Source organism: Helicobacter sp. 13S00401-1, from assembly GCF_002272925.1.
Classification (GTDB): Bacteria; Campylobacterota; Campylobacteria; order Campylobacterales; family Helicobacteraceae; genus Helicobacter_I.
This window is the reverse complement of sequence record NZ_MLAR01000009.1, coordinates 1-25,074: the sequence shown is the minus strand read 5'-3', so window position 1 is coordinate 25,074 and position 25,074 is coordinate 1. Positions and strand designations below refer to the sequence as shown.

23 protein-coding genes are annotated in these 25,074 nt (G+C 34.3%); 15 read left to right on the top strand and 8 right to left on the bottom strand.

The annotated features are described in order from the left end of the window. Window positions 1-71: 71 nt before the first annotated feature. Both aspA and BKH43_RS05755 read left to right on the top strand, forming a co-directional pair. Window positions 72-1,484, top strand: a complete 1,413-nt coding sequence (gene aspA, locus BKH43_RS05760; protein ID WP_095229536.1) for an aspartate ammonia-lyase — start codon at window positions 72-74, stop codon at window positions 1,482-1,484. A 5-nt stretch (window positions 1,485-1,489) separates the two neighbouring features. After that, window positions 1,490-2,188: a uracil-DNA glycosylase family protein gene (locus BKH43_RS05755; RefSeq protein ID WP_095229534.1), complete on the top strand. Its 699-nt coding sequence runs from the start codon at window positions 1,490-1,492 to the stop codon at window positions 2,186-2,188. Here BKH43_RS05755 and BKH43_RS05750 read toward each other — a convergent pair. From BKH43_RS05750 to BKH43_RS08485, 3 genes are read right to left on the bottom strand one after another with little or no spacing between them, the layout of a single operon-like run. Further along, entirely contained in the window at window positions 2,159-3,364 is a 1,206-nt protein-coding gene (locus BKH43_RS05750) for a glycosyltransferase family 9 protein (RefSeq protein WP_095229532.1), read from the bottom strand. The two genes, BKH43_RS05755 and BKH43_RS05750, sit on opposite strands and share 30 nt — an antisense overlap. Before the next feature lie 2 nt (window positions 3,365-3,366). Further along, a complete protein-coding gene (gene nadD, locus BKH43_RS05745) occupies window positions 3,367-4,233 on the bottom strand; it encodes a nicotinate (nicotinamide) nucleotide adenylyltransferase (protein WP_095229531.1) in 867 nt (288 codons plus the stop codon). Window positions 4,234-4,285: 52 nt separating this feature from the next. Then, the gene (locus tag BKH43_RS08485) at window positions 4,286-4,459 is read right to left on the bottom strand and encodes a hypothetical protein (RefSeq protein ID WP_172402327.1); all 174 of its coding nucleotides are present in this window, start codon (window positions 4,457-4,459) and stop codon (window positions 4,286-4,288) included. Between the two features lie 63 nt (window positions 4,460-4,522). Here BKH43_RS08485 and trpB point away from each other — a divergent pair, with 63 nt between their 5' ends. Next, the gene (trpB, locus tag BKH43_RS05740; RefSeq protein ID WP_095229529.1) at window positions 4,523-5,896 is read left to right on the top strand and encodes a tryptophan synthase subunit beta; all 1,374 of its coding nucleotides are present in this window, start codon (window positions 4,523-4,525) and stop codon (window positions 5,894-5,896) included. 75 nt (window positions 5,897-5,971) lie between these two features. Here the strand turns inward: trpB and BKH43_RS05735 are convergent, their stop codons facing one another. Next, a complete protein-coding gene (locus BKH43_RS05735; RefSeq protein ID WP_095229527.1) occupies window positions 5,972-6,640 on the bottom strand; it encodes a superoxide dismutase in 669 nt (222 codons plus the stop codon). A gap of 95 nt (window positions 6,641-6,735) precedes the next feature. On the opposite strand from BKH43_RS05735, the gene BKH43_RS05730 reads away from it, so the two are divergent. The 8 genes from BKH43_RS05730 to BKH43_RS05695 are packed head-to-tail and all read left to right on the top strand — an operon-like array spanning window position 6,736 to window position 16,587. Beyond that, window positions 6,736-7,530 (top strand): mechanosensitive ion channel domain-containing protein, encoded by a 795-nt coding sequence (locus BKH43_RS05730; RefSeq protein ID WP_095229525.1) that lies wholly within the window; start codon window positions 6,736-6,738, stop codon window positions 7,528-7,530. Window positions 7,531-7,533: 3 nt separating this feature from the next. After that, window positions 7,534-8,742 (top strand): aminofutalosine deaminase family hydrolase, encoded by a 1,209-nt coding sequence (locus BKH43_RS05725; RefSeq protein ID WP_095229523.1) that lies wholly within the window; start codon window positions 7,534-7,536, stop codon window positions 8,740-8,742. 41 nt (window positions 8,743-8,783) lie between these two features. Continuing rightward, a complete protein-coding gene (gene gatA, locus BKH43_RS05720; protein ID WP_095229521.1) occupies window positions 8,784-10,127 on the top strand; it encodes an Asp-tRNA(Asn)/Glu-tRNA(Gln) amidotransferase subunit GatA in 1,344 nt (447 codons plus the stop codon). Between the two features lie 10 nt (window positions 10,128-10,137). After that, on the top strand, window positions 10,138-10,683 hold the full coding sequence (hslV, locus tag BKH43_RS05715) for an ATP-dependent protease subunit HslV (protein ID WP_095229520.1): 546 nt from the start codon (window positions 10,138-10,140) through the stop codon (window positions 10,681-10,683). Beyond that, window positions 10,683-12,029, top strand: coding sequence for an HslU--HslV peptidase ATPase subunit (hslU, locus tag BKH43_RS05710; RefSeq protein WP_095229518.1), 1,347 nt, complete (start codon window positions 10,683-10,685; stop codon window positions 12,027-12,029). Before hslV ends, hslU begins: the two co-directional genes overlap by 1 nt. A gap of 38 nt (window positions 12,030-12,067) precedes the next feature. After that, complete coding sequence (gene serS, locus BKH43_RS05705) at window positions 12,068-13,336, top strand: serine--tRNA ligase (RefSeq protein WP_095229516.1); 1,269 nt, start codon at window positions 12,068-12,070, stop codon at window positions 13,334-13,336. Between the two features lie 14 nt (window positions 13,337-13,350). Next, the gene (locus tag BKH43_RS05700; RefSeq protein WP_095229514.1) at window positions 13,351-15,870 is read left to right on the top strand and encodes a tetratricopeptide repeat protein; all 2,520 of its coding nucleotides are present in this window, start codon (window positions 13,351-13,353) and stop codon (window positions 15,868-15,870) included. Between the two features lie 12 nt (window positions 15,871-15,882). Then, complete coding sequence (locus BKH43_RS05695; protein WP_095229512.1) at window positions 15,883-16,587, top strand: ABC transporter ATP-binding protein; 705 nt, start codon at window positions 15,883-15,885, stop codon at window positions 16,585-16,587. Between the two features lie 18 nt (window positions 16,588-16,605). Here BKH43_RS05695 and coaE read toward each other — a convergent pair whose 3' ends face one another. Then, complete coding sequence (gene coaE / locus BKH43_RS05690; RefSeq protein WP_172402326.1) at window positions 16,606-17,211, bottom strand: dephospho-CoA kinase; 606 nt, start codon at window positions 17,209-17,211, stop codon at window positions 16,606-16,608. A gap of 146 nt (window positions 17,212-17,357) precedes the next feature. On the opposite strand from coaE, the gene moaA reads away from it, so the two are divergent. Then, window positions 17,358-18,326: a GTP 3',8-cyclase MoaA gene (gene moaA, locus BKH43_RS05685; RefSeq protein ID WP_095229508.1), complete on the top strand. Its 969-nt coding sequence runs from the start codon at window positions 17,358-17,360 to the stop codon at window positions 18,324-18,326. Window positions 18,327-18,366: 40 nt separating this feature from the next. Continuing rightward, window positions 18,367-19,788: a nicotinate phosphoribosyltransferase gene (locus tag BKH43_RS05680; protein WP_095229506.1), complete on the top strand. Its 1,422-nt coding sequence runs from the start codon at window positions 18,367-18,369 to the stop codon at window positions 19,786-19,788. 110 nt (window positions 19,789-19,898) lie between these two features. On the opposite strand, the gene BKH43_RS05675 is transcribed toward BKH43_RS05680, so the two are convergent. The 3 genes from BKH43_RS05675 to leuC all read right to left on the bottom strand — a co-directional run bounded on the left by BKH43_RS05675 (window position 19,899) and on the right by leuC (window position 22,535). Beyond that, on the bottom strand, window positions 19,899-20,345 hold the full coding sequence (locus tag BKH43_RS05675) for a DUF417 family protein (RefSeq protein WP_216358497.1): 447 nt from the start codon (window positions 20,343-20,345) through the stop codon (window positions 19,899-19,901). Between the two features lie 256 nt (window positions 20,346-20,601). Next, window positions 20,602-21,033 carry a DUF417 family protein gene (locus BKH43_RS05670; RefSeq protein WP_095229502.1) on the bottom strand — a complete coding sequence of 144 codons (432 nt, stop codon included), beginning with the start codon at window positions 21,031-21,033 and terminating at the stop codon, window positions 20,602-20,604. 224 nt (window positions 21,034-21,257) lie between these two features. After that, window positions 21,258-22,535 (bottom strand): 3-isopropylmalate dehydratase large subunit, encoded by a 1,278-nt coding sequence (gene leuC, locus BKH43_RS05665; protein ID WP_095229500.1) that lies wholly within the window; start codon window positions 22,533-22,535, stop codon window positions 21,258-21,260. A gap of 123 nt (window positions 22,536-22,658) precedes the next feature. Here leuC and trpA point away from each other — a divergent pair, with 123 nt between their 5' ends. Next, the gene (trpA, locus tag BKH43_RS05660) at window positions 22,659-23,426 is read left to right on the top strand and encodes a tryptophan synthase subunit alpha (protein ID WP_095229498.1); all 768 of its coding nucleotides are present in this window, start codon (window positions 22,659-22,661) and stop codon (window positions 23,424-23,426) included. 23 nt (window positions 23,427-23,449) lie between these two features. Further along, window positions 23,450-24,613, top strand: a complete 1,164-nt coding sequence (locus BKH43_RS05655; protein WP_095229496.1) for a PLP-dependent aspartate aminotransferase family protein — start codon at window positions 23,450-23,452, stop codon at window positions 24,611-24,613. Window positions 24,614-25,074 lie beyond the last annotated feature (461 nt).

Here is a 25,074-nt window from a genome sequence, read left to right as displayed (position 1 = left end):
TTTACTTTACCAGTCTTTTTATTAGCAAAAGTAGTACAATCATCCATCATAAATTTAATGGAGATGAGTAAATGAGCACTAGAATAGAACACGACTTCATAGGTGAGCTAGAAATAGATAATAAATATTACTACGGAGTACAAACATATAGAGCATTATGTAATTTTGATATATCAGGTAGAAATATAGGTTTTTATGACTTTTTAGTTAGATCTTTTGTGCAAGTAAAAAAAGCAGCAGCATTAGCTAACTTTGAGCTAGGTCTTTTAGATTCTAAGATTAAAGATGCTATAGTAAAGGCTTGCGATAGAATCTTAGATGGAGAGTTTCATGATCAATTTGTAGTTGACATCATCCAAGGAGGAGCGGGTACTTCTACTAATATGAACGTAAATGAAGTTATAGCAAATGTAGCTTTAGAAATCATGGGCCATAAAAAAGGTGAGTATCAGTACTGCCATCCAAACGATCACGTAAACCTTTCTCAATCAACTAATGACACCTATCCTACAGCTTTAAGGATGGCCATATATGAAAGAACGCTAATCTTAAGAGATACTATGGATACCTTACAACATGCGTTTTTAGAAAAATCTAAAGAGTTTAAGCACGTAATAAAAATGGGAAGAACCCAACTTCAAGATGCAGTTCCTATGACCTTAGGTCAAGAGTTTCATGCCTTCTCAACTACAGTAGCAAACTGCATACACAGGGTTGCAGAAGCTGATAGATTACTTCTAGAGATAAATCTTGGTGGAACAGCCATAGGAACAGGTATAAATTCTCACCCAAAATATAAACACACAGTTGAAAAATATCTTAGAGAGATAACTGGTAGGGATTATAAGATAGCACATGATTTAATACAAGCTAGTCAAGATACAGGAGCTTATGTACAAGTAAGTGGAGTTTTAAAAAGAGTAGCTGGCGAAATCTCTAAGATCTGTAATGACTTAAGACTACTAAGCAGTGGTCCAAGAACTGGTATAAATGAGATAAATCTTCCTAAGATGCAGCCAGGAAGCTCCATCATGCCAGGTAAAGTAAACCCAGTTATACCAGAAGTAGTAAACCAAGTCTGCTTTGCAGTTATAGGTAATGATGTAACAGTAAGTCTAGCAGCCCTTGAAGGTCAACTTCAACTAAATGTATTTGAGCCAGTTATAGCTTCAAGACTTTTAGAATCTATTATGATGATGAATAACGCTTTTAAAACTCTAGTTGATAAATGCATAGTTGGAATAACAGCTAATGAAGAAAGATGCAAAGAGTTAGTACTTCACTCAATAGGCATAGTTACTGCACTTAACCCAGTACTAGGCTATGAGATATCAGCTTCGATTGCAAAAGAAGCACTAAAAACTGGCAAAAGCGTTTATGATCTAGTTTTAGAACATAACTACTTAAATAAAGATGAGTTAGATAACTTACTTAAACCTGAAAATATGCTTAATCCTCGCATGGAAAAAATGGGCAAAAAGTAGTTAGTTTGTTTTCCTACCTAGATAGGCTAAAGACCCTAGAGAAACTCTATAAACTAGAATCTCTAGGTGTTGAGTACGTAAGTAAGGGTTTGTTAAATGAAGATATATACCCTAAAGACACTAGTTTGGAATCTAAAAGTTTAAAGCAAACTAGTTTTGCTAAAGCCCTTTTAGAGAAAAAACAAGCACTAAGCACTACTTTATCTTTAGAAGAAAAAATCTTAAACTGCAAGCTTTGTGATAGATCTAATAGCGCTAAGCCCTCTCTTACTCTTAACCAAAAAGCAAGCTTTGCCTTTATAGCGCCCGTGCTAGATGTAGAAGAAAGTGGCCTTTTAAGTGATACTAAAGTAAATGAGATTCTAAAAAATATAGCTATAAATGTCTATAAACTAAGCTTGCAAGATGCTTGCTTTTTAAGCTTAGTAAAGTGTGGAACTTCCCTACCCTTACAAACTCATATCAAAACTTGTAAGCCCTACTTAGAAGAAGAGTTAGTAGATAAAAAGTATGCTGTTTTTTTTGGTGAGAGTTTAGCTAAGGCCTTATTTGACATGGACTTAAAAGATGCTATGGGTAAGATTTTAGAGTTTAAAGGTGTAAAGTGCATAGTAACTTTTAGTCTATTAGATATGCTTAAAAACCCTAGCCTTAAAAAAGATGCACTAAGTCATCTAAACCTTTTGAAGGCTGTGATTAACTAAGTAAGTAACTAGGTCTATAACTTCATCTGGAGTTATAAGCCTCATGCAATTATGATGCTTTAAAGGACACACTCTTTTTTTACAGCCAAGACAGGGTAAGTCTTTTGTAATAGCCACTGAGTTACCTAAAAATGTATGATCTCCTTCTTCTATACCACTATCAACTCCATTTTCTTTAACACTCCATGGATAGGCCCACTTTTCACCCATAGGCCCATAAAATGATATAGCAGGCACATTTAAAGCAGTAGCTATTTGAGAGTTACCACTATCATTGCCTATATGCACATTACACTCATTTATAGAATCTATTAGCGTTTTTATATCAGTTTTACCTATTAGATTATTAAAAAGCTCTAACTTAGTAGTGCTTTTAGCAACCAAGGATTTAAGTCTTTCTCCTAGCTCTTCTTCACTAGGGGCACCATAGATTCTAACTTCATAGTCTTTATTTAAAAAATAGCTAGCCACTTCAGCAAAGTACTCTATAAGCCACATCTTTGAAGGACCAAAAGCTGCTCCTGGAGATATGCCAAGCACTAAGTTTTTTTTAGTTTTAATCTGCTTTATACTTCTAGCTTTTAGCTTCATAGGACCTATGTTTTCAAAAAGTAGTTTTTGTGCAGGGCTTAGATTAGAGTTAAAATAGTTAGGAAGGTGTAAGGTTTTTGAGACTAAATTTAGCTTAGAGACTAGGGGGATTAGTAAGGTAGCATAGCTTAAGATTTGATGCTTGCAAACTGGTGGTTTTCCTAGGGCCTTATTTATAGGATGGGTTAGTAAAAAAGATCTAAATCCTGAGTAGCCTATCCTTATTTTAGCTCCACTAAGACGTAATAAGAGGGCAGAAAAAAATGCATTTTGAAAAGTTAGTGCATACTCAAAGTTATACTTTGCTTTTAAGTCTTTAGCAAGTCTAGCTACGTTTTTAACTCTAGCTAGTAGTTTAAAAGTGCTTTTTTTAGAATCTTCTTTAGTGCTATCTATAACTAAATCTTTTATAAAACTATCACGCGAAAAAGGTGCTAAAGAAATCTTATTGCCAACTAAGACTACCTGCACACCTTCAATCCTCTTTAAAAGTTCTAAAGTAGGAGTTAGCATGATGCAGTCTCCTAGCCAGTTTGGCAGTCTTATAAGTACTAGCTTTTCTTTTTTAACTTCACACTCTGACATAACTACTTTCTAGTTAGAAACTCTTCTTTTAAAAAGTCTTCTAACTGATACTTGTTTCTATACTCTTCAGTTAGTATATGTACTATTATCTCTCCTAAGTCAGCTATTATCCAATCGCTATTGCTATCATCTACTGCATAAAACTTCACACCCTTTGGTTTTAAGTCATCTTTTAAATAGTTTAGTAGGCTTTCTGCGTGCTTCCCAGCCATAGACGTAGCAACTACTACATAATCACTTATATAATCTTTATCTTTCAAGTCTATAACTTCTATGTTGCTTGCTTTTTTATCTTCTAAAATTGTTTTTATACTTTCTAAGTAGTTCATTTTTTCTCCTAATGGTTTTAATACTTCCTCTTCCCAGAGGTCTTTTTTTATACCCTCTAAGTACTTTCTTATCTTAGTAGAGCTTATATCTTCATCCATATCTATATATATAAACTTAGAATCTATTTCACATTTTGTGTAACCTTTTCTACCAAAAACTACAAAAGTCACTAACTTTTTTAAGCTTTCATACTCCTTCCATAAAGAAAGACCTTTAAGATTATCCTCACCTAAGAGTAGATAAAATTTTTCTGGTTTAAAGCAAGATTTTAAAAATCTAACTGTATCTATAGTATAAGACTTATCTTTTTTTAAAAGCTCCCTATCCATAATCCTAACTTTAGCAAACTTACCAAAAGCTCTTTCAGAAAACCTAAGTCTAGTTTTAGGATCAAAAAGTGTTGCTTCTTTAAAAGGGTTTATAAAAGCTGGCATGATGATAAGCAAGTCTAGTTTTAGCTTTTCTAAGGCTAAGGCAACTATTTTTTGATGACCAATATGTGGTGGATCAAAACTTCCTCCAAAAAGGGCTAGATTCATACCTGCTTAACTTTCATGATTACTTTTGATATCTATAAAGATATATCAAGATTCAAGGCTTCATGCTTCTAAGAACTAAAAATATAGCAGCACAAATCACTACCACAACAACTATTGTACTAAAAACTTCTATGTTGCCTATAGGCTTACTTAAATCAAAGGCTGAAGTTAGACTCATATCAAAAACTCCTACTAAAATCTTAAGTTTATCTTTTTGTACACGCATTTTAGTTACAAAATCTCTTTTAGGCCTAAGCTTTTTGATAAAATGTATATAAAAAGGATAAGCATGACCAACAAAATAAAAAAAAAGAAGCACGCAAATGCATCAGATAACCTAAGTGCAAGTTTGCCTAAAAGTTTAAAAAGTATAGAGGGCTACTTTGGAGACTTTGGGGGTTGTTATATACCAGAGATTTTATATGTAGCCTTAGATGAGTTACAACAAGCCTATAAAAACATCTTCCAAACAAAGGCTTTTCAAAAAGAACTAAAATTCTTACAAAAAAACTTCATCTCTCGCCCTACTCCTTTAATGCATGCTAAAAACTCTTCAAAGCTACTTGACAATAACATCTATTTAAAGTTTGAAGGCCTAGCTAACACTGGTGCTCATAAGATTAATAATGCCCTAGCTCAAGTCCTGCTAGCTAAAAAGATGGGTAAAAAGAAGGTTATAGCAGAAACTGGTGCTGGTCAGCATGGTCTTGCGACTGCTAGTGCTTGTGCTTATCTAGGTATGGAGTGTGTTATCTACATGGGTAGTGTAGATATAAAACGCCAAAGGCCTAATGTTTTTATAATGGAACGCTTTGGGGCTAAAGTAGTAAGTGTAGAAAGTGGTGAAAAGACTTTAAAAGATGCTGTTAATGAGGCCTTGCGCGAGTGGAGTAAAGATTCTAAAAATATATTTTACGTCTTAGGCAGTGCACTTGGCCCAAGTCCTTATCCAGATATGGTTCGTGATGCCCAAAGTATCATAAGTAAGGAGTTACTAAAACAAACTAAGACTTATTTTAAAGGCAAGCCTGATTATGTCATAGCTTGCGTTGGTGGTGGAAGTAATGCTATGGGTGCTTTTAGCCACTATATAGAATCTAAAAAAGTGCGTCTTATAGGTGTTGAAGCTGGTGGAGTTGGCGATAAGGTAGGAGAGCATGCTATGAGGATGAATGGCTACGCAAAAGTTGGTATAGCTCAAGGTTATAAAAGCTTTTTCCTTCAAAATGAAAATGGCCAACTAGAGTTAACTCACTCAATCTCAGCCGGACTTGATTATGGCGGCATAAGTCCTCAGCTTGCAAACTTAGGTAAGAAAAAAAGGGTTGAGTTTTTGTATGCTAGAGATAAAGAAGCTCTAGAAGCCTTAGAGTTTTTTGCTAAAAATGAAGGCTTACTTCCAGCCTTAGAATCTGCTCACGCCCTTGCAGGTTGCTTAAAAGTTTGCAAAAAAGTAAAAGGTAAAAATATAGTAGTAAACGTAAGTGGGAGAGGCGATAAAGATATATTTATAACTGCTAAAGTCTTAGATAAAGATAGATGGAAGGTTTTCTTAGAAGCTGAGCTAGAAAGTATGCAAGAAGATAAAACTAATACCACTAAAACTAAAGAGAAGAAAAAAGACAAGATAGCCAAAAAAGATAAGAAGAATAAAGAAAGATAAATAAAAGGGCATAAAAAACAAAGTTGAAGTGCTTAAAAAAGCACTTCAAAGTTTTAAAAAAAGATAGATTAAAAACTATTTTTCTTCAGGGTGTATAGAATCTATATAAAACGCAACTGTGCCCTTGCCGTTTTTAAGCGCCCATTCATAGGCTTGACTAACAAAAGCCCAATTGATGTGGTTAAAAAACTTTTCTAAATAAGTTGGGCGTAAATTTTTATAGTCTATATAATAAGAGTGTTCCCAAACATCAACTACTAAAAGTGGAACTTTGTGTTCTTTTATAGGAGTTTGTGCGTTAGAAGTTTGAACTATCTCTAAACTTTTACTTTCTAGGTTATAAACTAGCCAAGTCCAACCTGATCCAAAAAGTGTGCTAGCAGCTTTAATAAACTCTTCTTTAAACTTTTCTATTGAACCAAATTTAGATTCTATAGCCTTTTTAAGCTCACTACTCATGCAGCCAAAGCAGCCACCTTTGTTTTTGCTACCTTCAAGAGGAGCAAAGCAGTCCCAAAAAAAGTCATGGTTGTAAATCTGAGCAGCGTTGTTAAAAAGGCCTCCACTTGATTTTTCTATGATGTCATAAAGCTTAGCGTTTTCAAACTCTGTGCCTTTGATTAGATTATTTAGATTAGTTACATAGGCTTGGTGGTGTTTTCCATGGTGGTATGCAAAAGCTTCTTCGCTATAAAAATCTTTGAAAGCATCGACTGGATTAGGTAAATTTCTTAATTTAAACATATTATCTCCTTGATATACTCTACAATTACTTATGTAAGAGTTGAACTAAGTATATCTTATGTTGATTTATAATTAAGAAAACTTAAAGGTTAAAAATGGATTCACAAGCTTTGATGAGTAAAGCTTTAAGCACAGGAGAGCTTTTAGGCCTAGCTATCTTGAAGGCTATAATCATATTAATAGTAGGACTTTATCTAGCTAGGATAGTAAGAAAACGCATCTTTATCATAGTTAATAAAGCTACTAATAATGATGAAATACTAGCTAACTTTATCTCACAAGCTGCAAGTGTTATCATCCTAATAATTGCTGGCATTGCCGTTTTAAGTGCTCTTGGAGTACAGATTGCTTCAATAATAGCTCTCTTAGGAACCATAGGTGTGGCCATAGCCTTAGCTTTAAAAAACTCCCTTTCTTCAGTTGCAGGTGGAATCATACTTATAGTCTTAAGGCCTTATAAAAAAGGAGATACCATAAAGATAGGAAGCACTGAAGGAGTAGTGCAAGCTATAAATCTTTTTACAACCATACTAAAAACAGATGATGGAAAAATAGTAACGATGCCAAATAACTCTGCTGCTAACTCAACTATCATAAACTCTGGAGTAAATGAAGTCTTACCTATACAAGAAGTTATCTATGCCTTAAAGCTACCTTATGAAACAAACTTAGATTCCATAAAGGACGCATTAAAAACTACTTTAGCCAGCCTTAAAAACATAGTTCATGAAAAAGGCTACAAGGTTAATATAACTAGTTTTGAAGAAGAGTTTATAGCAGTTAGCGTTAAGATATGGTGTGAAAAACAAGGCATAGAAGAAACTAAAGAAGAGCTTTCTTATGTCTTAAAAGCTATTTTAGAAAAAGAATATATTAAAGATAAGGGATAAATTATGAAACTACTAGGTGCAAGATATGTTTTAACAGCTAACTCTAAGTTTTCCATTATAGAAAATGGAGGCGTTCTTTATGAAGATGAAAAGATAGTAGAAGTAGGAGAGTATGAAGCCTTAAGCTCTAAAGCAAAAGATAAAAGCTTTTATAAAGATTCTATCCTTACGCCAGCTTTTATAAACACTCATGTGCATTTTGAATTTAGTAAAAATAGTGGTGAGTTTTGTTATGGAAGCTTTGGAGGCTGGCTAGAAAGTGTTATGAGTAATCGAGGCGAAGTATTTAAAGATGCAAATCTAGCCATAAAAGATGCTTTGAAAGAGAGTAAAAAAAGTGGTGTTGGAACCATAGGGGCAATTAGCAGTTATGATATGGATTTAGAAGCACTTTTAGAATCTAATCTTAGAGTAGTTTACTTTAGTGAAGTCTTAGGTGCTGATACTAGCAAGCTTAAAGAACAAGTTGATAACCTAGCTAAAAGACTAGAAACTAGCCTAGCTCACAAAAGTTCTATGTTTATCCCTAGCCTTGCAGTACACTCACCCTACTCTATAAGTCCTGAGCTTTTAGAATCTAGTCTAAACCTAGCTAGGAATCTTAACTTACTAGTAAGCACACATTTTTTAGAAAGCAAAGAAGAACTAGAGTGGTTAGAAAAAGGAAGTGGTTTTTTTAAGCATTTTTATGAAGATATCTTACATATCTCTAATCCTAAGCCTAATTTTAGTATTGAAAGTTTTTTAGAAGCTTTTTATGACTTAGACTGTCTTTTTGTGCACTGTTTGCAAGCAGATTCTAAGCTGCAAGAAAGGATTTTAAGTCTAGGAAAGATTATCTCTTGTCCTAGATCTAACCTACTTTTAAATCAAAAAATGGGTCTTAATGACATCATAGCAACAGATGGTAAAAGCTCTAATATAAACTTAAACATCTTAGATGAACTTCGTGCTAGCTTTTTTGCAAGCATAGCTAAAAGTGAGACTAGCTTAGATCTAGAAGCCCTAGCAAGAGAGTTAGTAAAAAGTATAACCACTAAAGCAGCCCATGCTTTAAGGCTAGAAAATGGTAGCTTAGAAAGTGGCAAACTAGCTGATATGGCACTTTTTAGTTTCCCTAACTTAGAAGGTATAAAAGATATAGCCTTACATCTTTTACTCTATGCAAAAGAGGCACAAAGTCTCATAGTTGCTGGAAGCAATAGGATATAATCCTATGATTAAAATCACTTTTAGACACTACAAGGAAAATGATGATAACGCTTAAAAAAGCACTCTCACTCAAAAAAGAAGAGATAGAAGAAATCAAAATAGATATAGCTAGTAAAGTAGAAGAAAACAAGCTTAATGCTTACATAACAAAACCAGTTTTTCTAGATGGCGATTATGGCAGGGTTCCTATACTTATAAAAGATAATATCTGTGTAAAAGATAGCGAGGCTACTTGTGCATCTAAAATATTACAAGGCTTTAAGTCTCCATTTAATGCAGCAGTGATATCTAAACTTCATGAAAATAATATGTGTGCTTTTGGACGGGCAAATATGGATGAGTTTGGTATGGGTAGTACTACTATGACTAGTTGTTATGGACCTACTTTAAACCCAGTAGATATTACTAGGATGCCTGGTGGTAGTAGTGGTGGTGGGGCTGCTAGTGTAGCTGGAAAGATAGCTATAGCAAGCCTAGGTAGTGATACTGGAGGCTCAGTTAGACAGCCTTCAAGTTACTGTGGATGTGTGGGGCTAAAACCAAGTTATGGAAGGGTTAGTAGATATGGTCTTATAGCTTATAGCTCTTCATTAGAACAAGTTGGAACTATCACGCAAAATGTAGAAGATAGTGCTATCTTATTAGATTGCATAAGTGGAGGGTGTACTAAAGATTCTACTTGTGCTTCCCTAAAATCTACTAATACTTTTGATAATTTAGATTCTAGTCGCACTTTTAAAGTTGGAGTTTTACTAGATTCTATAAAAGATGCTAGTAAAGAAGTACAAGATGCTTACACTAAAACTATTAAAGTTTTAGAAAGTTTAGGCCATAAGATAGTGCACAAAAAACTCCTTGATACTAGCTATCAGCTAGCCACTTACTATATCATCTCAACTGCTGAGGCAAGCAGTAACTTAGCGCGCTTTGATGGAGTTAGATATGGACATAGGATAGAAGCTAAAAACCTAAAAGATATGTACTTTGATACTAGAGCACAGTTTGGAGATGAGGTAAAAAGGCGCATTATGCTAGGAAGTTTTGTTTTAAGTAGTGGCTACTATGATGCTTATTATAAAAGGGCTAAAAATCTTCAAGCTATGATTAAGCAAGAGTATGATGCTATATTTCAAGACTGCGATGTCATCTTAAGTCCTGTTGCACCAAGTGTAGCACCTAAATTAGATTCTAAACTTACTCCACTAGAAACATATCTAAGTGATATCTACACTATAGGGGTTAATGTAGCTGGACTTCCAGCTATAAGTGTGCCAGTTACTAAAACACCACTTCCTATAGGTATGCAGTTTATTGGTAAAAGCTTTGATGAGCAATCCATATTAGATATAGCTTATAGCCTTGAACTTGAACTAAATCTACAATAAGGAAAACTATATGTTTCACGCAACTACTATTCTTGGCTACATAGGAGAAAAAGACGGAAAGTCTTGTGGAGTGATAGGAGGAGATGGTCAAGTAAGCTTTGGCTCTTGTATCATGAAGGGAAATGCCACAAAGATAAGAAGTCTTTATAACGGTAAAGTTTTAGGTGGCTTTGCAGGAAGCACTGCAGATGCCTTTTCTCTTTTTGATATGTTTGAAAGGATCTTAGAAACTAGCAAGGGCAACTTAGCTAAGTCAGTTTTAGACTTTAGCAAAGAGTGGAGAAAAGATAAGTATCTAAGACGCCTAGAGGCTATGATGATAGTTTTAAATGCCACTAATATATATATCTTAAGTGGAACTGGTGATGTAGTAGAGCCTGAAGATGGCAAAATCGCTGCTATTGGCAGTGGTGGAAACTACGCACTAGCAAGTGCAAGGGCACTAGATAAGTTTAGTAATATAGCTCCAAAAGATCTAGTTTTTGAATCTTTAAACATAGCTGGAGATATATGCATTTATACTAATCATAATATTAAGATCTTGGAGATAGATTAATGGAAAGCGATAGTATTAAAACACTGGATAAAAAACCAAAAGAGATAGTTAGTTATCTTGATGAGTACATCATAGGTCAGATTGATGCAAAAAAAGCTATAGCCATAGCACTAAGAAACCGCTACAGAAGGCTTAAACTTAACAAAGAACTTCAAGAAGAAGTAACACCTAAAAATATCTTAATGATAGGGTCTACTGGTGTGGGAAAAACTGAGATAGCAAGGCGTATGGCTAAGATCATGGGGCTACCTTTTATAAAAGTAGAAGCTAGTAAATATACAGAAGTAGGCTTTGTGGGGCGAGATGTAGAATCTATGGTTAGAGAGCTAGTCTTAGCTAGCATTAATCTTTTACAAAATAGATATAAGGCAGCATCTTCAAAAGAGATAGAAGACTACATAGTAGAAAAGATAGCTAAAAAACTTATACCACCACTTCCTAGCACAGTAAGTGAAGAAAGACAAAAAGAGTATGAAGCTAGTCTTGAGAAAATGAAGTCTAAGATAAGAGATGGTTCTATGGATGATAGAAAGATATCTATAGAGATCAAAAAAAGCTCTAAAAGACTTATGGATGATAATCTTCCAGTAGAGATGTCTAAGATGCAAGAATCTTTAATGAAGGTTTTCCAAAAAGATGAAAACATTAAAAAAGAGCTAACTATAAAAGAAGCAAAAGAAGTTTTACGAACTGAAGCACAAGAAAATGTGCTAGATCATGAAAATATAGAACAAGAAGCACTAAAACTAGCTAGTCAAAGTGGGATAATCTTTATAGATGAGATAGATAAAATCGCAGTTAGTGCCAAAAACCAAAGTCGCCAAGACCCTAGTAAAGAAGGTGTTCAAAGAGACTTGCTTCCTATAGTAGAAGGAAGTATAGTTAATACTAAGTATGGACAGATAAAAACAGATCATATACTTTTTATAGCAGCTGGTGCTTTCCATCTAAGTAAACCTAGTGATTTAATCCCTGAACTTCAAGGTCGTTTTCCACTAAGGGTTGAGTTAGATAATCTTGATGAAGAGGCCTTATATCAGATTCTAACTTCAACTAAAAACTCCATCATTAAACAGTATCAAGCCCTTTTAAGTGTGGAAGAAGTAGAACTTAGTTTTAGTGATGAGGCCTTAAGAGAACTAAGTCGTCTAAGCTTTAGGGCTAATGAAGACACTGAAGACATAGGTGCTAGACGCCTTCATACAGCTATAGAAAAAGTTATAGAAGATATAAGTTTTAATGCTGATGAGTATAAAGGACAAAAAGTAGTTGTTGATAAAGACCTAGTTAATAAAAAGCTAGATAGTCTAGTTAAAAATGTTGATCTAACAAGATATATACTCTAAAAAAAGCAAGTTACATAACTTAAAAGGGGAGAAGTTACATGATAGATACTAAGCTGTTATTAAGCGATTTAGAAACGTGCACAAAAAAGCTAGAGGCTAAAGGCGTAAGTAAAAAAGATATAGATAATCTTGCCTCTTTAAGCTTAGCTTATAAGGAAGCAAAAGGTAATGTAGAAAAGTTGCAAGCCATACAAAACTCCCTTTCAAAAACTAAGCCAGATGAAGAAACTAAGGCTAAGATAGCTAAAGTCTTAAAAGAGCTAAAAAGTGAGCAAGCTAATCTTAAAGAGATAGAATCTAACTTTGAAAGTTTACTGCTTGAGACACCTAACTTAATAGATGATAAAACTCCTATAGGTAAAGATGAAAGCGAAAATGTAGAGTTAAAACGCATCCTTACACCTCCAAGCTTTGATTTTATACCTAAGGCTCACTGGGAGTTAGCTGAGAAAAATGGCTGGATAGACTTTGAAAATGCAGCCAAAATCGCTAAGTCTAGATTTAATATCTTGCGAGGAGTGGCTGCTAGACTTAACTTTGCACTAATCTCTTACATGCTTGAGTTTAACCAAAGTCGTGGGTTTGAGTACGTCCACACTCCTGTTTTGGTTAATGCAAATGCACTAATAGGCACTGGGCAGTTACCAAAGTTTAAAGATGATATGTTTAAACTTGAAAATACATTAGATCCAGACACTAACAAAGGCCATGAACTCTATCTTATCTCAACTTCTGAGATATCTTTAACTAATATCTATCAAGATACCATTATCTCTTATGAAGAGTTGCCTTTAAAACTAACTTCTTACACACCTTGTTTTAGAAAAGAAGCTGGCAGTGCTGGGAGAGATACAAGAGGCATCATAAGGCAACATCAATTTGATAAAGTAGAACTTGTAAGCATCACTTCACATGAAGATAGTCCAAAAATGCAAGAGTACATGATAGAAACAGCCTCACTACTTTTAGAAAGCCTAGGACTTCCTCATAGATTAGTGCAACTTTGCAGTGGCGACTTAGGTTTTAGTGCTAGTAATACAGTGGATTTAGAAGTATGGTTTCCTTCACAAGATACTTATAGAGAGATAAGTTCAGTTTCTAACTGCAGAGACTTTCAAGCACGCCGTGCTAAAATCCGCTACAAACAAGATGGAAAAAACAAACTAGCTCATACTTTAAATGGCTCTAGTCTTGCAGTAGGAAGAACTCTAGCTGCTATCATGGAAAACTATCAAGATGAACAAGGAAACATTAAGATTCCAAAAGTTTTAGAAAAATATATGCCAGGCATAAATTCAAACATCTAGGATGGGATTAATACGTGCCTAATGCTACAGAACAAAAAGAGAGTAAAGCTAGTCTTAAAGATAAGCTAAAACTTGCAAAGGTCTTTTATGTCATAAGGTCCTTTTTTACTCCACTTAAAAGCTTCATGCCAAAAAAACAAAAAGCACAAAGCAAGCCTAAGGAGTCTCTTGGCGACTTAGAGATGCTAGAAGCAGAAAGACAAAGTGATAATCAAGCACCTTCACAAGACTTAAAAGAAGAAAGCAAAAGACTAAGTAAAAAAACTCTAGGCATAGTAGCTGGTATAGTTGTAGTAATAATCATTATCTCCATACTTATAGCCCTAATCATCAAAGATAAAGAAACTAAAAGTGAGACTAAGCAAACTCAAAAACAGATACTAAAGCAAGCTGAGATAATGTCAGCTCAAGAAGTAAAAGAAACTGCCCTGCCAGATATACCCATGCTTTCATCTATTAATGCACCTATAGTTGATGATGCTAACTTACAAGACCTAATAAAAAAAGCAGACATTCTTTATAAAAGTGGTAACAAAAACGATGCCCTTGATATCTATAAGCAAATAGCTAGCTTTTCTAAAGCTATAGCAAATTATAATCTAGGTGTTGTAGAAGCAAAGTCAAAAGACTATTTAGCAAGCCTTAGGTATTATGACTTAGCTATAAAGTCTGGGGAAGATATACCACTAAGTGCAAACAATGCTATGGCGGACGCCTACTATCTTAACGATCCAGTTAAATTTAAACACTATCTAAGTATAAGTAATGCCTACTTAAATCAGATAAGCACCCTTGTGCCCTACCCCTACATCTATGCACTTAATCAGTACTATAATGGCAACTATTTTGAAGCCCTCTCTCCACTCTCTCATCCAAGTGCTGCTTTTAGTAATGGAGAAAAGCGCCTTGCAAGCAAGATGTATGCTATCTTTAATGATAATTTAAATGCTTATAAAAATCTAAAAGCAGTAGCTAGCACAAAAGATGAGTTAGCCTTAGGTCAGCTTGCTGCAAGAGAAGGCAATCTACCTCTAGCCTTAACTCACATAGATAACTATCTTATAAGCTATCCAGATGACATAAAAGCTCAAATGAGTGCTGAGCTTATAAGTTTAAGAATGGGGGCTTATGCTAATGCTGCAAGATTTATGGGGAGTTATGCAAGCATGGCTAAAGATATCCCTAATCCTTATCCTATAAAAGTAGTCATCTCTCCTAATATATTTGATGTTAACCTTGCACAAAGAGAGCTTTGGAGAAGTACTTTTGAAAACTCTAAACTTTTTATATCTAAGATTCTATTTTACTATGCACCTTATAGGGTATTTGATATAGATAGAGCTTTGAGAGTTATAGTTGATGGTGTGCTTGATACTCAGATAAACCAAAGTAGGCTAGAAGAAAGTAACTCTATCTTAGTTAAAGGTGCTACTATCTCAGAGATAAACCAAGATATAGCCCAAGCTTTAAAAAGGATTAATAACAATGACACAAGGGGTGCTTTAAAGCTTTTAGAACAAAGCCTAAAAGCAAATATAGACCATGCTGTCTTGCACTATGATATAGGAGTGCTTTATGCCCAGATGGGCGAGTTTGATAAGGCTTACTATCACTTTTTACGTGCTTACCACTTAGATAACAATGATATATTAGCCGGTAACCTAGCATTATTAAGTGGGGTTATAACTAAGCATGACAACACTCAGCTAAATGCTTCAGTAGCACAAAGTATCAAAAACTCTAAACTAGATTCTAAAAAGTTACGTCTTTATGAATCTATGAGAGAGTGGATAAATGATCCAAGGGCTGATCCTTACATAGCTCCAAAAAATGCTTCTCCTTTTGCTTATGCCTATAGTCTAGTTAGTGCCACAGGCACTAGGGATAAAAAAGTGATGCTTGAAGCAACAGAAGGGTTAAAAAGCTTGCAGCCTAATGATTTAGTAGCTAACTATCTTTATGGCATAGCTGCTAACTTTGGAGAAAACGCTAAAAACCTTTCTTTAAATCTCCAGTATCTTTTTAAAGGAAACTTAAACTTAGACTTAAATCCAGTCTTTTATGGGCCAACTTTAGCCCGTGAGATTTATATAAAAATAGGCTTTATAACTGGTAACTTAAAGCTTGAAAAAAAGATACTTCAAGACAAGCTAAGCACACAAAATCTTAACCCTAATGGCATCATGCAAGCCCTAGCCTATCTTGATATCTATGATAATAACTTTGAAGAAAGCTATAGTCTTTACAACACGCTAATTAATGAAAGAAAAGAAGATGATAGTAATACTAGATTCTTTGGTGCTCTTGCGGCCATTGGTGCTGGGCATAACAACATTGCTAGTTTGTTACTACAATTAGCAAAAATGGATTCTAGTAGCAACTTTGAAAGTAAGTATGCCCTAGGGCTTTTATATCAAGAACAAGGCAACTATAATGCAGCTGCCCAACACTTTAACTCTATAAGCAACACTAACTTAAACTCTGAATACTTTAGTTTTAAGATAGATGATAGTAAGATTAAGATTCCACAATAAAGGCTAGCAACTATGCCAAACACACTACTCTTAGTAAAAAATCTAAGTAAAACCAAAAACAACACAGAAATCTTAAAAGATATAAATTTCTCTATAGATAAAACAAAGGTTGTAGGCCTTTTAGGGGCTAATGGCAGCGGTAAAACTAGCCTACTAAAACTTATCTCCTTACTTAATCACCCAACATCTGGAAGTATAGAGTTTGACTCTAAGCCTTTAAGCATAGAATCTAAAAATGAGATAGCCTTTTTACCAGATCTTGATATTTTAGATGCTAAAGCTAGGATAAGTAATATTATGAGTTTTTACTCTGATATCTTTTATAACTTCAAAAAAGATATAGCCTTAGAGATACTAGATAGCTTAAAGATAAAGCCTAAGGCTTATGTTAATCGCTGCTCAAAAGGCACAAGGGAAAAAATAGCCCTAGCACTTACCATGGCAAGACAAGTAAAGCTTTATCTCTTTGATGAGCCTATAGTTGGTATAGATCCTGTAGCAAGAGATCTAGTTCTTGGCATCATCTTAAAGTATAAAAAGCCAGACTCTACTCTTATCATATCAACCCATCTACTAAATGAAGTAGAAGCCATACTTGATGCTGCACTTTTTATGTATGAAGGAAGACTTATAGCTAATAAACAAATGAATGAGATAAAAGAAAGCAAAGAAAGCTTAGAAGCTAACTTTAAAAAACTTATCCTAGCACAAGCCTAAGTCTTATAAAAAACTTTTTTAAGACTTAAAGGCTATTTCAAGGTTTTGTAAAAAGGCTTCAACATTAGCTTGCAAGTCTTTTAGAGAGCCTGTATTTTCTATCACAAAGTCACTTTTAGCCTTTTTAGATTCTATATCTAGTTGGGAATCTATACGCTTAAGTGCTTCATTTTCATCTAACTTATCTCTAGTCATAACTCTTTGAAGCTGCAAAGTTTTTGGAGCATAAACACAAGCTATAAATCTATAAACATAGCGATGCTTGCTTTCAAAAAATAAAGGTAGATCTATAAAATAAGGAACTTTAAACTTTTCTAACTTTAGGCACTGTGCATCAACTTGTGCATATATATATGGATGAAGCAAGGTTTCTAAAGCCTTTCTTTTTTCGCTATCGCCAAAGACTAAAATCCCAAGTTTTGCCCTAGATATATGACCTTTTTCATCTGCTATCTCATTACCAAAAAGTTTTAAGACTTCTTCTTTTTTGATATCTAATGCCTCTTTTGCTATTCCATCTACATCTATAACTTTGTAGCCATTAAGCCTTAATAAGTTAGCAACTGTAGTTTTACCACAGCCTATAGATCCAGTTAGTATCACGCCTTTTATATCTTTATCCACCATTTTTCCTTTGTCTTTTGTAGTTTAGGTCAATATGCGATTTAAGAAAACTTAGTAATAATTATAGACATAAAAAAGCTAAGGCCCAAATAAGGCTTAAAACGAGGTTCAAACATGACGCATATAGAAAAATACAAGTTGCAATTATGCTAATAGATAGTTTTAATAGAGAAATAGACTACTTAAGGATCTCAGTAACAAAACAGTGTAACTTTAGGTGTCAATACTGTATGCCAAACACTCCCTTAGACTTCCATGAAGAAAGTGTCGAGCTTGATAAGATCTTTAACTTCGTAAAAGTGTGTATAGATAATGGCGTCAAAAAGATACGCATAACAGGTGGAGAGCCCCTCTTAAGACCAAACTTAAGTGAGTTTTTAGCTAGTATAAAAAACTATAAACCAGATATAGATCTAGCTATAACTACTAATGCTTTCTTGCTTCATAAGTATGTAGATAGTTTGCATGCTGCTGGACTTAAAAGGATAAATGTAAGTTTAGATTCCTTAAAGCCTGAAAGGATAGCACTTATATCTAAGGTTAATGCCCTTCCAACCATATTAAAAAGCTTAGAGCTTGCTTCTAAAAAAGACTTTTTTATAAAGCTAAATATGGTACCTTTAAAGGGTATAAATGATGATGAGATGAGTGATATGCTGCACTTTGCTTTTCAACATGGATTTACTTTGCGCTATATAGAGTATATGGAAAATTTAAATGCTTCTAGTTCTATAAAAGGGCTTAAGTCAGATGAGATCTTAGAAAGACTAAAAAAAGACTTTAAGATAACTTATGAAGAGAAAGAGAAAAAAGGACCAGCTAAGATTTACACTGCTACTAGCTTAAGCAAAAATATCACTTCAGAGTTTGGAATCATCTCTCCTCATGATGATGATTTCTGTAAAAGTTGCAATAGGATACGCTTAACTGCAAAAGGTGTGCTTTGTCCTTGCTTGTACTATCAAGATAGTGTAGACTTAAAAGATGCCTTAGAGAGTAAGGACATTGATAAATTAGATTCTTTATTAAAACAAGCCATTAAGGATAAACCAGAAAAAAATCTTTGGTCAGAAGATGATATATCAGCTCGTGCATTTTATGAAACTGGGGGATAGGAAGTTCAAGAGGGCTTAAACTTTTTTATAAGGATGCGTAATGAAAAGTAAGGCGCTATTAACAGACCTTTATCAACTAACTATGATGCAAGGCTATAGTAAGGATGGCAAGCTAGATAAAGTAGCCATCTTTGATGTCTTTTATAGAGGCACTAATCACGCAGTAGCCTGTGGGCTAGAACAAGCACTAGAGTATATTTTAAATCTTAGGTTTGAAGAAAGTGACATAAACTATCTTAGGTCTTTAAAAATCTTTGATGAAGAGTTTTTAAAACTACTTAAAGACTTTAAATTTAGCGGTGATGTATACGCCATAAAAGAAGGTAGCATTATCTTCCCCCAAGAGCCATTTTTAACTATAAAAGCTAGACTTTTTGAAGCCCAGCTTATAGAAACTGCCTTGCTTGCTATCTTAAACTATCAAACCTTGGTTGCTTCAAAGGCTGCTAAGGTAGTTTATGCAGCTAAAGATAAATCAGTAGCTGACTTTAGTCTTAGGCGCGCTCAGGGCTTTGAGGCTGGAGTTTATAGCTCAAGGGCAGCTTATATAGCTGGGGTAAGTGCTACTTCTAATGTGCTTGCTGGCAAAATGTTTAATATACCAGTAACTGGAACTCATGCCCACGCCTGGGTTATGAGCTTTGATAGTGAGCTAGAAGCTTTTAGGGCTTATGCTAAAGCTTATCCAGATAGTTGCTTATTACTAGTAGATACTTATGATACTTTAAATAGCGGCTTGCCTAATGCCATCACAGTCTTTAAAGAGCTAGTAAATATGGGTCATAGACCTCTTGGCATAAGACTAGATTCTGGTGATTTAGCCTACTTATCAAAGAGGGCTAGAGAGATATTAGATGAAGCAGGCTTTAAAGAAGTAAAAATCTATGCTTCCGGGGATATAGATGAAAATATCATAGCCTCCCTTGAAAGTCAATACGCTAGGATAGATGGATTTGGCGTTGGGACTAAGCTAGTATCAAATGCAGAAACTCCAAGTTTAAATGGAGTTTACAAGCTTGCAGCAATCACTGAAGATGGAATCTTAGTGCCCAAACTAAAAGCTAGCAATACTCTAGGAAAGATAACTAATCCAGGCTTTAAAAAAGTAGTAAGGATATATGATAGGCGAACTAAAAAGGCTGAAGCTGATTTAATCTGTCTTATGGAAGAAGATTTTGATGACTTAGAAGAACTTGAAATCTTTGATCCACGTTGTACTTATAAAAGAAAAACACTAAGAAACTTTTATACAAAAACACTTACTACTTTAGTGGTAAAAGATGGCAAGCTAGTTTATGACCTCCCCAGCGTCAAAGAGATAGCAAGCTTTCATAAAGAGGCTTATGGTGAATTTTGGGATGAGTATAAGAGAGCACTTAATCCACAAAAGTATAAAGTAGACCTATCACAAAAACTTTTTGATACAAAAGAAGAACTCTTAAGGATGTGCCTTTTAAGATAGGTAACTTAAAAGTTTATAGTGTTTATGAGATAAAAGCATCTCTTAATAATAAAGCCTAGTTAAAGTAGCTATTTATAAGAGATGTATAAAGCTAAAACTAGCTTATGCTTTTACCATATCCTTCTTCTTTGCTCTCTAAATGGAGCTAATCCTATATAAGTTATACCAAGCCCTAACATAGGAAGATCTTTAAGTATAAAAAAGTCTATATGCCCTACTCCATCTATAACACTCCAAATTCCTGGAGTTGTAAAAAGAAAAGAAAGCGTAAAAAGGAAGGTTATAAGCATACATATACCAGCTATGATGCGGATAACATTAAAGTAAAAGCCTAGTATGATTAAGATTCCAGAGATGATTTCTATAATGCCAAAGAGATTTGAAACACCTTGATCGCTTAAAATATCATAAAGCCAAAAAAGCAAAAAGTGGTTACTAACTAAGGGCTTTATAGCAGCAGCCTCTGTAGGTGTGAATTTATATACTCCTATCCATATAAGTATGATGGCTACGCCAGCAAAAGATATAAAGTAGCCTATGCGTGTTAGAGTTTTCAAAACTGCGATCCTTTATTTTATTAAAGTCTTATATGGTTGAACCATTCTCTACATTACAACGCAAAAGTTGTTAGGAATATCTTAAGTTAAGGTTATATTAGGAAGTAAACTGCTTTTTAGTGATAGAAAGTGGATCTAGGAGTTTTAAGATTAACTTAAGGTAATATTTTATTTAACTTAAGCTAGTCTTAAGACTTTTATGGAATCTACTTTTAGATTCCATAATTTAGTAGTCTTTAAAGATAAGAGAGTAATTTTATTTACTCTTAAAAGGATTCATAGCTATATAAATTAGACCTAGTCCTAGCATAGGAAGATCTTTAAGCATAAAAAAGTTTATGGTCCCTATCCCATCAACAACTTTCCAAATTCCAGGAGTTGTAAAAAGAAAAGAAAGTGTAAAAAGGAAGGTTATGACTATGGCTAGACCTGCTAGGATACGTATCACTTTTATAAAAGGAGCGATTATTATTAAGATTCCAGAGATGATTTCTATAATGCCAAAAAGATTTGAAACACCTTGATCGCTTAAAATATCATAAAGCCAAAAAAGTAAAAAGTGGTTGCTAACTAAGGGCTTTATAGCAGCAGCCTCTGTAGGTGTGAATTTATATACTCCTATCCATATAAGTATGATGGCTACGCCAGCATAGGCTATAAAAAAGCCTATACTAGATAAAGTTTTCATGGTGTATCCTTTTATATAATCTATCATGGTAGAACCAAGTCTTAGAATTAAAATATAAAAGGTGTTGAGATTATGTTAAGTTTACTTAGCGTGGATAGATATGCTAAGTCTAGATCATTTTTTAAGTAAAAATTAAGTTTATTTATACATTAAAGTTAAGTTTTATTTAACTTTAATGTATAAAGTTTTCTAAAGCTTGATAGAATCTATAAATTCTTCACTTTTTAGATTCTAGGGTCTTTTATGACTCCACTTAAGGCTGAAGCTGCCACTACTGCGGCGTTTGCTAGATAGACTTCTGAAGTCCTATCACCCATCCTTCCTACAAAGTTCCTATTTGTTGTAGAGATACATTTTTCACCCTGCCCTAAGATCCCCATATAGCCCCCTAAGCAGGCCCCACAAGTTGGGTTACTTACTAGTGCACCCGCATCAAGTAAGTCATTTATATAGCCTAGCTCATAGGCTTTTTTGTAGATTTTCTGAGTGCCAGGGGTTACTATAAGTCTTACTCTTTTATCTATCTTTTTGCCCTTTAGTATCTCGCTAGCTATTTTTAGATCGCTTAAACGACCATTAGTACAAGACCCTATAAAGGCTTGATCTATTTTTATAGAATCTTTGCTAGCTTCACTTATGCTTTTTCCATTACTTGGTAAGAATGGATAAGCAACTAAAGGCTCTAACTTATCTAAATCTATATGTAAAACTTGCTCATAGTTAGCATCTTCATCACTATAAAAGTACTTAGGAGTACTTCTTAGCCCAACTTCTTTTTGCCTATCTTCTAAAAAGGCTTTAGTTATGTCATCTGCTGCTATGATGCCATTTTTTGCTCCTGCTTCTATGGCCATATTGCATAAAGAAAATCTATCATCCATGCTTAGATGCTTTATACCCTCTCCTGTAAACTCTAGTGCTTTATAAAGCGCGCCATCAACGCCTATCTGACGTATGACTTCTAAGATTAGATCTTTCCCTCCTACCATCTTTTGAGGCTTGCCACTAAAAACTACTTTTATACTTTTTGGAATCTTAAACCAATTCTTCCCAGTTATCATGGCGTAAGCTATATCAGTACTACCCATGCCTGTGCTAAAAGCTCCTAAGGCGCCATGTGTGCAAGTATGACTATCTGCACCAATTATCACATCGCCACTTACTACAAGGCCTTTTTCTGGGATCAAAGCGTGCTCTATGCCCATATCTCTTTCATCAAAGTAGTTTTCTAAGTCTTGTTCTAAGATGAAATCGCGACTTATGCGGGCTTGATTAGCACTTTGTATATCTTTAGCTGGGATGTAGTGGTCCATAACTAGGCTAAAGTTTTTAGGGCGGGCTAGCTTTTTAGCCCCTGCTTCTTTAAAAGACTTGATAGAAATTGGCATAGTTATATCATTAGCTATAACCATATCTATATCGCACTCTATTATGGAATCTGCCCTAGCCTCTTTACCAACGTGATCACTAAAAATCTTCTCAGTTATAGTTAAACCCTTCATTATATTTCCTTCCCTTAACTTCACACTTTAATATTTTATATTGTAGTTTGAATCTATTAAATTTAATAAAATTTATCCTAAAAGCTATAATTATACGTATACACAACAACAAGAGGCGATTAAATGAAATTAATGGGGCATATGATAGCTGGATATCCAGATATAGAATCTAGCATCGATATAGGTAGAGGCATCCTAAAAGGAGGAGCAAGCTATCTTGAAGTGCAGTTTCCTTTTTCAGATGGAAATGCAGATGGGATCTTGATACAAAATGCAAGTATGGATTCTATAAACAATGGTTTTAATACAAAAGATGGTTTTAAAATAATAAGCACTCTAGCTAAAGAGTTCCCTAAAGCTAAACTTATAGCTATGACTTATGCAAACATCATCTATGCTTATGGAATCTATGAATTTATAAGAGATATAAAAGCAGCAAATGGTTATGGACTTATAGCACCTGATTTTTTATATACTAAAGATGACCATGAAGGTATAAGAGGGATATGTGCTGCCTTGGATGTAAAGTTTATAGAGCTTATAACTGCCACTTCTAGTGATTTCCGTATCAAAGAAATAGAATCTAGTAGTAATGCACCCTTACTTTATGTAGTAGCAAGAGAAGGCATAACAGGGGCTAGCACTGATATAAGCCCTGCTTTAAAGGCTAGTTTGAAGCGCATTAAAACTTTAAGTGATAAGGAGATTTACGTAGGATTTGGTATAAATTCACATGCACAAGTAAAACTACTTCAAGGTTATACTGATGGTTTTATAGTAGGGTCTTACTTTGTAAAATGTGCAAAAGAAGCACTTAGCAAAGAAAACGCAGTACGGAAAACAGACTTAGTAACTAAACTTAAAGAAGCTACAATGTCGCTTCTAAATTAAATCATTACTTTTAAGGATGAAAAATGAAAAAATTTGCAACAAGAGCCATCATAACTAGTGAGATACCAGATCTAAGCGGTAATACCACTAGTGATGTAGTAAGCCCCATACACTTATCAAGTACGTTTGCAAAAGCAGACTTTGAAAATAATATCTTAGGCCACAGCTACTCAAGACTAAGTAATCCAACACGTGAGGTTATAGAAAAAAAGCTTGCAAGTTTAGAAAATGCAAAACACACTATCTGCTATGGTAGTGGACAAGCAGCTGAGACTATGGTCATATTAAGCATGCTAAAAAGTGGTGATGAAGTTATATGCTTTAATGATATCTATGGTGGCACAAGAAGGCTTTTAAGCACAGTTATGAGTAACTTTGGTATAAAAACTGTCTATGTGGATATGACTAATATAGGAGATGTTAAAAGAGCTATAGGTGAAAAAACTAAGATGATATGGATGGAAAGCCCAACTAATCCTTTTTTAACACTTTGCAATATAGAAGAGATAGCTAAAATCGCACGTGATGCTAACGTCATAAGCGTAGTTGATAACACTTTTGCTACTCCATATTTACAACAGCCTTTAAATTTAGGTATAGATATAGTAGTTCATAGCATGACTAAATATATAAATGGCCATAGTGATAGCGTAGCAGGCGCAGTTTGTTTAAATGACTTTAAGCTTTATGAAAAACTACGTATGGTTAGTAACTCTTGTGGAGCTATACTAAGTCCATTTGATAGCTATCTAAACTCAAGAGGCATAAAAACCCTATCTTTAAGGATGAAAAAGCACTGTGAAAATGCGCTTGAAATAGCAAAGTTTTTAGAATCTCACGCTAATGTAGAAAAAGTCTTCTACCCTGGCCTTCCTTCTCATCCTCAGCATGAACTTGCTAAAACACAGATGAAAAATGGCTTTGGTGGCGTAGTAAGTGCTTATCTAAATACAGATTATGAAGGCATGAAACGTTTTGCTAAGAATTTAACTCTTTTCACTCTAGCTGAAAGTTTAGGCGGAGTTGAAAGTCTTTATGGCATGCCTTATTATATGAGTCATGGCAGTCTAAGCGCTGAGACTAAAAAAGAGATGAATATCACTCAAAACCTACTTCGCTTCAGCATAGGTATAGAAGATGTTGAAGATCTAAAAGAAGCTTTAAATGAAGCTTTAAGGGCCATCTAAGCTTTTACACCCTCACCTTATAGATAGCATTTTAGATTCTATCTATAAGAGTTTTATCTCCTAAAATAGTATCTAATGGCCTATATGTAAGATCTAAACTAATCCTTGTAATACTTTTTTTAAACATAACTTCAAAATCTAGGCTTTAAGAACTCCAAGCTTAGCTGCATATACACTTGAAAAAAATAACATCTTTAGATCTTTTGACATTAGATGATCATAAAAATTTTATAGAGCATACTAAGAACTCAAGAAATTAAAGAAGGGATAAACTACATCCATTTAGTTAAAGCAACTTTAGATAATTATAAATATAAGCTTTAGCAAAAAAAAAGATGATGCTATCTTAAAAAGACTAGATAAAACAGCAAAGCAAAAAGGTGGTAACTTACTAGCAACTACTCCAAGTGGTAGGTTTGCTATGAAAGCACTTAATACATCTGCAAGATTACTAGGTTATA

Bases quoted from the DNA above. Each gene is read 5' to 3' on its own strand.
- hslU (WP_095229518.1), top strand. From the start codon at position 10,683: ATGGAAAGCGATAGTATTAAAACACTGGATAAAAAACCAAAAGAGATA.
- moaA (WP_095229508.1), top strand. From the start codon at position 17,358: ATGCTAATAGATAGTTTTAATAGAGAAATAGACTACTTAAGGATCTCA.
- BKH43_RS05670 (WP_095229502.1), bottom strand. From the start codon at position 21,033: ATGAAAACTTTATCTAGTATAGGCTTTTTTATAGCCTATGCTGGCGTA.
- BKH43_RS05655 (WP_095229496.1), top strand. From the start codon at position 23,450: ATGAAAAAATTTGCAACAAGAGCCATCATAACTAGTGAGATACCAGAT.
- trpA (WP_095229498.1), top strand. From the start codon at position 22,659: ATGAAATTAATGGGGCATATGATAGCTGGATATCCAGATATAGAATCT.
- BKH43_RS05680 (WP_095229506.1), top strand. From the start codon at position 18,367: ATGAAAAGTAAGGCGCTATTAACAGACCTTTATCAACTAACTATGATG.
- nadD (WP_095229531.1), bottom strand. From the start codon at position 4,233: ATGAATCTAGCCCTTTTTGGAGGAAGTTTTGATCCACCACATATTGGT.
- serS (WP_095229516.1), top strand. From the start codon at position 12,068: ATGATAGATACTAAGCTGTTATTAAGCGATTTAGAAACGTGCACAAAA.
- BKH43_RS05730 (WP_095229525.1), top strand. From the start codon at position 6,736: ATGGATTCACAAGCTTTGATGAGTAAAGCTTTAAGCACAGGAGAGCTT.
- trpB (WP_095229529.1), top strand. From the start codon at position 4,523: ATGACCAACAAAATAAAAAAAAAGAAGCACGCAAATGCATCAGATAAC.
- leuC (WP_095229500.1), bottom strand. From the start codon at position 22,535: ATGAAGGGTTTAACTATAACTGAGAAGATTTTTAGTGATCACGTTGGT.
- BKH43_RS05735 (WP_095229527.1), bottom strand. From the start codon at position 6,640: ATGTTTAAATTAAGAAATTTACCTAATCCAGTCGATGCTTTCAAAGAT.
- BKH43_RS05750 (WP_095229532.1), bottom strand. From the start codon at position 3,364: ATGTCAGAGTGTGAAGTTAAAAAAGAAAAGCTAGTACTTATAAGACTG.
- BKH43_RS08485 (WP_172402327.1), bottom strand. From the start codon at position 4,459: ATGCGTGTACAAAAAGATAAACTTAAGATTTTAGTAGGAGTTTTTGAT.
- aspA (WP_095229536.1), top strand. From the start codon at position 72: ATGAGCACTAGAATAGAACACGACTTCATAGGTGAGCTAGAAATAGAT.
- gatA (WP_095229521.1), top strand. From the start codon at position 8,784: ATGATAACGCTTAAAAAAGCACTCTCACTCAAAAAAGAAGAGATAGAA.
- BKH43_RS05695 (WP_095229512.1), top strand. From the start codon at position 15,883: ATGCCAAACACACTACTCTTAGTAAAAAATCTAAGTAAAACCAAAAAC.
- BKH43_RS05725 (WP_095229523.1), top strand. From the start codon at position 7,534: ATGAAACTACTAGGTGCAAGATATGTTTTAACAGCTAACTCTAAGTTT.
- hslV (WP_095229520.1), top strand. From the start codon at position 10,138: ATGTTTCACGCAACTACTATTCTTGGCTACATAGGAGAAAAAGACGGA.